The 7,440-nt window shown below is 76.4% G+C and carries 7 protein-coding genes and 1 pseudogene; 2 read left to right on the top strand and 6 right to left on the bottom strand.

Annotated elements, in window-relative coordinates:
* A partial coding sequence (locus VM242_11675; protein HVM05823.1) for a hypothetical protein occupies nt 1-317 on the bottom strand: 317 nt, incomplete at its 3' end.
* 71 nt (nt 318-388) lie between these two features.
* Nucleotides 389-1,792, bottom strand: coding sequence for a hypothetical protein (locus VM242_11680; GenBank protein ID HVM05824.1), 1,404 nt, complete (start codon nt 1,790-1,792; stop codon nt 389-391).
* A gap of 133 nt (nt 1,793-1,925) precedes the next feature.
* Between VM242_11680 and VM242_11685 the strand changes: the two genes are divergently transcribed.
* On the top strand, nt 1,926-3,074 hold the full coding sequence (locus VM242_11685; GenBank protein ID HVM05825.1) for a PQQ-dependent sugar dehydrogenase: 1,149 nt from the start codon (nt 1,926-1,928) through the stop codon (nt 3,072-3,074).
* A 10-nt stretch (nt 3,075-3,084) separates the two neighbouring features.
* On the opposite strand, the gene VM242_11690 is transcribed toward VM242_11685, so the two are convergent.
* Nucleotides 3,085-3,465, bottom strand: coding sequence for a hypothetical protein (locus VM242_11690; GenBank protein HVM05826.1), 381 nt, complete (start codon nt 3,463-3,465; stop codon nt 3,085-3,087).
* A 64-nt stretch (nt 3,466-3,529) separates the two neighbouring features.
* On the bottom strand, nt 3,530-4,972 hold the full coding sequence (locus VM242_11695) for a lipase maturation factor family protein (GenBank protein ID HVM05827.1): 1,443 nt from the start codon (nt 4,970-4,972) through the stop codon (nt 3,530-3,532).
* Nucleotides 4,973-5,049: 77 nt separating this feature from the next.
* Between VM242_11695 and VM242_11700 the strand changes: the two genes are divergently transcribed.
* Nucleotides 5,050-5,835 carry a TrkA C-terminal domain-containing protein gene (locus tag VM242_11700; GenBank protein HVM05828.1) on the top strand — a complete coding sequence of 262 codons (786 nt, stop codon included), beginning with the start codon at nt 5,050-5,052 and terminating at the stop codon, nt 5,833-5,835.
* Between the two features lie 4 nt (nt 5,836-5,839).
* Here the strand turns inward: VM242_11700 and VM242_11705 are convergent.
* Nucleotides 5,840-6,160, bottom strand: a pseudogene (locus tag VM242_11705) (penicillin-binding transpeptidase domain-containing protein).
* A gap of 33 nt (nt 6,161-6,193) precedes the next feature.
* On the bottom strand, nt 6,194-7,345 hold the full coding sequence (locus tag VM242_11710) for a zinc-dependent metalloprotease (GenBank protein HVM05829.1): 1,152 nt from the start codon (nt 7,343-7,345) through the stop codon (nt 6,194-6,196).
* Nucleotides 7,346-7,440 lie beyond the last annotated feature (95 nt).

Raw genomic sequence — 7,440 nt, forward strand, 5'->3', positions numbered from 1 at the left:
CCTTCATCGGGGACCAGGCCGCCCCCGCCGCCCGCCGCGTCGGCCTCCCGCATCTCCCTCTCGTGCTCGTCCTGGGCGGCCTGGTCCCCGATGAAGGCGTCGTGGACGAGCTTGCCCTCGTTCTCGAACACGAACCGCACCTCCTCGCCCCTCGTGACCGTGAGCTCCTCCGGGTCGAAGGCGATGTCGCGCATCGTGATCGCGACGGTGCGGGCCCCGTCACCCGCGGCGGCCCCTTCACCGTCGTCGTCGGACCCTCCTCCGCACGCTCCGCCGAGCAGCGTGAGCGCCGCCACCAGGGCGAGAATCCGTCGCATCGAGCGTCCTCCCAACGTCACGGCCGGCGGCCGACGGGGACAGCTTCGCGGTTCAACGGCGGCTGTGGTGGTCAGCACCGGCGGAGGACCTCCCACCGGCCCGCCCGGGCCACCGGTTCGAACGCGGCCGGCACGTCGGGTGCCGGCGTCGCTCCGGGGGCGAGGGCCGAACGGAACACGACGCCGGGCGGGCGGGGAGGGCGGTCGGGCTCCACGACGTGCTTCTCCACCCCCAGCCGGTAGGCGAGGACGGGGCCCCGCAGCCGGCCGACGTACGGCTGGCCGCAGGCGAGGACCTGCGACCGGCCGCCCGCCAGGGCGACGGCATCGGCCAGGTCCGCCTGGAGCGCCCACTGGTGGGCCTGCGACGACCGCACGCGGCCGGCGGCGCGCACCGGCCCGGCGGCGGCGACGAGGAGCGCCCCTGCGACCAGCGCCACCCCCACCCGGCCGGGCGCCCCCCGGGCCGCTGCGCCGCGGGCGGCGACCGCCAGCCCGACGGCCCCGCTCACCGCCACCAGGGCGGCGCCCGGGAGGGCGTAGCGCGGCTCGCCCGAGAACCCCGCCTGCGCCATGGCCGCCACCAGCGTGATCCACGCGACCCCGGCCGCCGCCGGGACGAGGGCGGCTCGATCTCCTCGCCCTGCTCGCCGGGCAGCTTCACCCGGCGGACGCGGCGACCGGTCACCACCGCCGGGTCGTCGGCTGCCGCCGGCGGCGCAGCGCACGAGGAGCGCGACGCCGGCCCACAGCGGCCACAGCGGGAGGCGGACCGCCTCGACCAGGGAGGCGAGCACGGGCACGTCGGCCAGCGCCGGCTGGCCCGGGTTCGGCACCCGCGCCCGGGCCGCCGACCGGAACAGCTGGCCCGACCCGACGAGCTCGGGCACCAGCCAGGCGGCCGGCACGGCGAGCGCGAGCCCCACCAGGAGGGGACGGTCGGCCGGGCGGCGCCGCCACATCACGACGCCCACGGCGGCGAGGAACGGCCATGCCTCGACCCGCAGCAGCCCGCACGCCACCGCACAGGCGAGCGCCGCTCGGGGCCGGCCCGCCGACCACGCCTCGGCACCGGCCAGGGCCAGCGCCAGGAGGAGGCCCTCGCTCAGGCCCGATGCTGCGTATCCCACGTAGCCGCCGCACAGCACGACGGCGGCAGCGGCCAGCGCGCCGGCCGGTGCCCACCCACCCGCCAGGCGCCGGCCGAGCCGGAAGGCCAGGAGCACGGCCAGCACGGCGGCGGCCCGGGCGACGAGGACCCACAGCCCCGGTGCGGCGCCGCCGAGGGGCGCCAGCAGCGTCGTCACGGCGACGGGGAGCGGCTTGAACGACGGCCCCTCGAGGGTGGACAGCGAGCCACCGGCGATCTCGCGGCCCCACAGGAGCCACGACCACGGGTCGTAGGAGGGGGCCGGGTGGACGATCGCCAGCGACACGACGGCCAGCGCGGCCGACCACCCGGCGGCGGCACCCATCGGAGGACCGTTCAGTTCGCGCTGGCGCGCCAGGTGCTGGCGCGCCAGCGCGACCCGAAGGAGCCGTCGCGGCGACTGTTCGCGGCCAGGGGCAGCTAGCGGCCCGCCCTTAGGGCCTCCTAATCTGCCCGCTATGGCGAGCCTAACCACGTGGTGGCGCAGCGCGGGAACGGCGGCGCTGGCGGCCGGCCTGCTCGCCTGCGGCCCGTCGACGGCGGAGCCGGCGGCCGGCGAGCCGCCGCTCACCACGGCCGTCGCCCACCACTTCGACGTGGAGCGGGTGGCGACCGGTCTCGACCGCCCGACGTGGGTCGGCGCCGCGCCCGGCGACCCCGGGGCCCTGTGGGTGCTCGAGCAGCCGGGCCGGGTGATGCGGGTCGACGGCGGCGTGCCCGCGGTGGCGCTCGACATCTCCGGCAACGTGGACGTCGCCACCGAGGCGGGCCTCCTCGGGATCGCCTTCCATCCCGGGTTCGCCACCAACGGGCGGCTGTTCCTCCACTGGAACGACCGTTCGGGCGACACCCGGGTGGCGGAGTTCGCCGCCGCGCCCGACCGCCGCAGCATCGGGGCGGAGCCGGTGCGCGAGCTGCTGTTCGTCCGCCAACCCGACGAGAACCACAACGGCGGCCAGCTCGCCTTCGGGCCCGACGGCCGGCTGTACGTCGGCCTGGGCGACGGCGGCCGCGCCTTCGACCCCGACGAGACCGCCCAGGACCCCCGGCGTCCCCTCGGCAAGGTGGTGGCCCTGGACGTGGACGCCGCCGAGCCGCGCTGGAGCGCCGTCTTGGTCGGCCTGCGCAACCCGTGGCGGTTCTCGTTCGACCCGGCGCTCGGGGACCTGTGGGTGGCGGACGTCGGCCAGGACCGGGTCGAGGAGGTGAACCGGGTCCGCCTGGAGTTCGACGAGCCGCCCAAGAACCTGGGGTGGAGCGCCTACGAGGGAAGGCACGAGCTGCCCCAGGGCCACGAGGTGCGGGGGAAGGGCGACCTGGTCTTCCCGGTGGTGGCCTACGGGCACGACGAAGGATGCGCCGTGATCGGTGGGCTCGTCTACTCGGGGGTCCGGCTGGCGGGAATGACGCGGCGTTACCTGTTCGGCGACTTCTGCGCGGGCACGCTGTGGTCGCTCCAGCCCAAGCCGGGCCGGGGCGTCACCGACGTCCGTCGGGAGACGGCCAAGGTTCCTCAGCTCACCCACATCGGCACCGACTCCGACGGCGAGCTGGTGTTCGCGTCCGCCGCCGGTTCGCTCTTCCGGGCCGTGCCGCCCGCACCGTGACGCGCCGTCCCTACCCGAGATAGGCACCGGGGTGCTCGCCGGCGACGGCGGCCATCACGTCGAGCATCGGCAGGGCGGGCTGCAGGGCGCAGGCGGCGTCGACCGCCTTCTCGAACTCGGCCCGGACGCGGGCGGAGGGCTCCCGCTCCACCCCGGCGTCGTGGCGGACGACGATCAGCGCCGCCCGGGTGGCATTCTCCCGGGCGGCCTGCGTGGCCCGGACGTAGTCGCCGCACGTCGCCGTGCCGGCCAGGCTGGTGAGGGCGGGCTGCGTGGCGGCCGTCGGCCCGACGGGCGCGGCGGTGGGGGACGGACCCGCCGCGTCCTCGTCGCCGCCGCTACCGCCGTCGCCGCAGGCCGCCCCGAAGAGGAGGAGGGCGGCGACGGCCACCGCGGCGGCGCACCTCGGCCGTCGTCCGCGCGGGTGGGCGGCTCGTCGTTGCACGCCCGGAGGTCTAGCGGGTCGCGGCCGACGACGGCCGCCCGAGAGCGGGGCGCAGCTCACCGGCGGGCGTGCGCACCCACCAGGCGCCGGTCGCCCGGCGCTCGGCCGGCGTCGTGAACCGGTAGTGGTACAGGCGCGCCCGCACGAAGGCCGGGGGCTCGCCCGGGAAGGGGTTGGTCCGGAACAGCCGCAGGGTGGGACCGTCGTTCTCGAGCAGGCGGGTCAGCAGCGCCGACACCCAGGGATGGTCGAACCGGCGACCGGGGAGGGCGACGAACCACAGCACCCAGTCGAGGCGCAGGTGGTAGGGCGCCACCTGGCGGGGGCGGCGCAGGGGATCGCCCGGCTTGCCCTTCAGCTCGTACTCCCGCCAGACCGCCCCGGCGCCCGGCTCGGCGGCGTCGGTGCCCTCGATCACGACCTCGAAGCGCTGCCTCGTCACGCTGCCGAAGGCGCCGTAGGTGTTCACCAGGTGCAGGGGGTCGAAGCTGGAGTTCATCACCTGCCGCGGCGAGGCCAGGTTGACGATCGGCCGGCGGCTGAGGACCGCCACGAGGAGGGCGATGCCGGCCACCAGGGCCTGGTGCCACGGGGGCGACGGCGTCGTCGCCGGCACCTCCACGGGCAGCAGGGGCGCCAGCACGTCGTTGTCGAAGGCGGCCGCCGCCAGCGCGATCGTCAGGAGGTTGAGCCACGCGAAGTTGCCGCTGAGGACCAGCCACACCTGCGTCACCACCACGGCGGCGCCGGCCACGGCGGCGACGGGCTGCGGGGCGAAGAGCAGGAAGGGTGCCACCAGCTGGGCGGCGTGGTTCCCCGCCACCTCGAGCCGGTGCACCGGCCGGGGCAGGTGATGGAACCACCAGCTGAGCGGGTTCGGCAGCGGCTGGGTCTCGTGGTGGTACCTCAGGCAGGTGAGGTCACGCCAGCACGGGTCGCCCCGCATCTTGATGACCCCGGCGCCGAACTCGAGGCGGAACAGCAGCCACCGCAGGGCCACGACGAGCAGCGTCGGCGGCGCCCAGTCGGCTGGCCCCAGGAAGATGGCCAGGAACCCCGCTTCCAGCAGCAGGCTCTCCCACCCGAAGCCGTAGAAGCGCTGGCCCACGTTGACGATCGACAGGTACAGCGCCCACAGGGCGGCCCACGCGGCCGCCGCCGCCCACCACGGCCCCGCCTGGGGCACGCCGGCGGCGCACAGGGCGGCGACCGCCGCACCCGACCAGGCGACCACCGAGAGGAAGCGGTCGGAGTAGTGGAGGTGGAGGATGCTCGGCGCCCGAGCGAAGCCGACGGAGGCGAGGAACCGGGGCGCGGGCAGCAGGCCCCGCTCGCCGAGCAACGGGCGGAACTGGTTGGCGGCCACGAGGAACGCCACCAGGTAGACACCGCCCAGCAACCGCTCGAACACGAGGCGGGCCAGCCAGTAGTCGGGCGCCTGGAGCCAGTCCATCCGCCTCCCTCCCCGGCTGTCGAGACGGGGCCCCATGGTAGTGAGGGCTTCCCCGCCGATTGGGTAGGACGACGAGGGTGTACGGGATCATCCTGCTGCTGGTGGTGGCGATGCTGTCGCTGGTCATCACCCGCATCGCCACGATCGCACTCACGGCCACCGGCATGTCGCAGCCGTCCGCCCGCTTCCAGGCCCGGTCGGCCCTCACCGGCGTCGGCTTCACGACCACGGAGTCGGAGGCGGTCGTGGCCCACCCGGCCCGGCGGCGGATCATCATGGCGCTGATGCTCACCGGCAGCGTCGGCCTCGCCACCAGCATCGCCGGCATCCTGTCCGGCGTGGCCGGCTCGGCCGACGCCGGCTCGCGGGTGACCCGGGGCCTGGTCCTCGTCGGCGGCCTGGTCCTCGTCTACGCGGCCTCGTCGTCGCAGCGCGTCGACCGCCGGTTGTCGAAGGTCATCGGCGGCGCCCTGGCCCGCTACACCGACCTGGAGGTCCGGGACTACGCGGCCCTGTTGCACGTCTCGGGCGAGTACGAGGTCAAGGAGATGCTGGCCGACGCCGAGAGCTGGCTGGCGGGCCGCACGCTGGGCGACCTGCGCCTGAAGGACGAGGGCGTGCTGGTGCTGGGCGTCGTCCGGTCGGACGGGTCCTACCTGGGCGTGCCCAACCGCGACACGCGGATCGAGGCCGGTGACGTCGTGATCCTCTACGGCCGCGACGAGGTGTTCGCCGAGCTCACCGCCCGGCCGCGCGGCCCCGAGGGCGATGCCGCCCACGCCCGCGCCGTCACCGACCAGAACGAGATGGCCGAGCGCGAGGAGGACGACGACGACGACCTGAACGGGGCCCGCGCCGGCTGACGCCCTACAGGGCGGCGGCGTAGCGGGCGGCCACCGGCGCCGCGTCCCGGCCGCCCACGCCGCCCGCCTCGAGGAACACGGCGAAGGCGACGCCGGAACGGTGGCCGACGAACCAGGCGTGGGCGGGAAGCGGGTCGCCCGAGCCGAACTCGGCGGTACCCGTCTTCCCCGACAGGCCAGGGACGCCGGCCGCCGCCCGGCCCGTCCCCTCGCCGACCACGCCGGCCAGGAACGCCTTGAGCGGCTCGACGGCGGCCGGCGTGGGCGACGCCGAGGGCCTCGCCTGGGGCGCGACCCCCTCCGTCACCTCGAGCAGGTACGGCGCCCGCCACGTCCCGGTGACGGTGGCGGGCGGGCGTCAGCCGCCTTCGGGGAGGTCGATGCGGGCCAGCCACAGCCCGGGCGCGTCGACCTCGGCCGGGGTCGGGAGCAGCCACGGCGACGACCACAGCCGCGCCAGTGCCTCGTCCCCACCCCGCTCCACCACTCCGGTGACGAAGCGGCGCCCCCGCTCGTAGGCGGCCTGGCGCAACCCCATGCCGAGGAGGCGGGCGACGTACCGGTCGCCCCACGTCGCCTCCGCCCGCCGTCGGCGCACCGCCTCGTGGATGGCGTCGTGGCTGCCCAGGAGGCGCCCGGCGACGCCGTCGACGACGGAGGTCACCCATCCCTCCATGGCCGCGGCCAGCGCCTCCAGCCGCGCCAGGACCTCGGCCTGCTCGGGTGTCTGCACGGCGCTGACCATGGCCTCGGGGTCGCCCAGGGCGGTGCGGAAGGACGCCGGGTCGGTGGGGTCCAACGCCTCGATCTGGTCGGCCAGCGCGTCGGCCGGCACGTCGAAGGAGGCGACGTAGCGGCCCACCAGCCCGCCCAGGGCCTCCCGCACGTGAGGGATGCCCAGGACGCAGCGGTGGGCGACGTCGTGGAGGCAGCCCCACAACCGCACCTCGTCGACGGGCAGGCCCCAGTCGGCCGCCACCTCGTCGAGGTTGGCGAGCGGGATCGACAAGCGGGCGGTGGGCGGGCGGGGCAGGGGCGGGTCGTGCTGGCCCAGGGCGCGCCGCGACAGCTGCCCCATCATCCACCCGAACACCAGGCCCTCGAGCACGCTGGGTGCCAGACCGGCCGGGCGATGTTCCGGATCCGGCGGGCGGGCGCCAGCCAGGGACCCGGCCAGGACCTCCAGCAGCGGGCGCTCGGCGTCGAGCGCTCGCAGGGCCCACTCGCCGCGCGTCACGGCGACGGCGTCGACGGGCGACGGATCGGCCATGGCGGCGGGGACGGCGCCGGCGACCTGGAGCTCCGCCACCCGGCCCAGCTCGTGCAGCCGCTCGGCGTCGCCCGGGTCGACGGGCGGCTCGGGTCGCCCGCTCCCGGCGACCCACACGGCGACACGCCGGGCGACGTCCCAGTGCACCGGGCCGTCGGCGTCGGGGACCCGGGCCAGCTCGGCGAAGAAGGGCAGGCCCTCGAGGGGGCTCGACCCGTCCGCCGGCCCGGGCTCGCTCACGCCGTCACTCTACGGCCGGGCCCCTCGCCGCCCGCCTGCCGTGGCGGAGAACCCCCGCACCCGGGGCGGGGAGCCGGGCGCGGGGGTTCGGGGTG

It is taken from the genome of Acidimicrobiales bacterium, from assembly GCA_035540975.1.
Lineage (GTDB): Bacteria > Actinomycetota > Acidimicrobiia > Acidimicrobiales.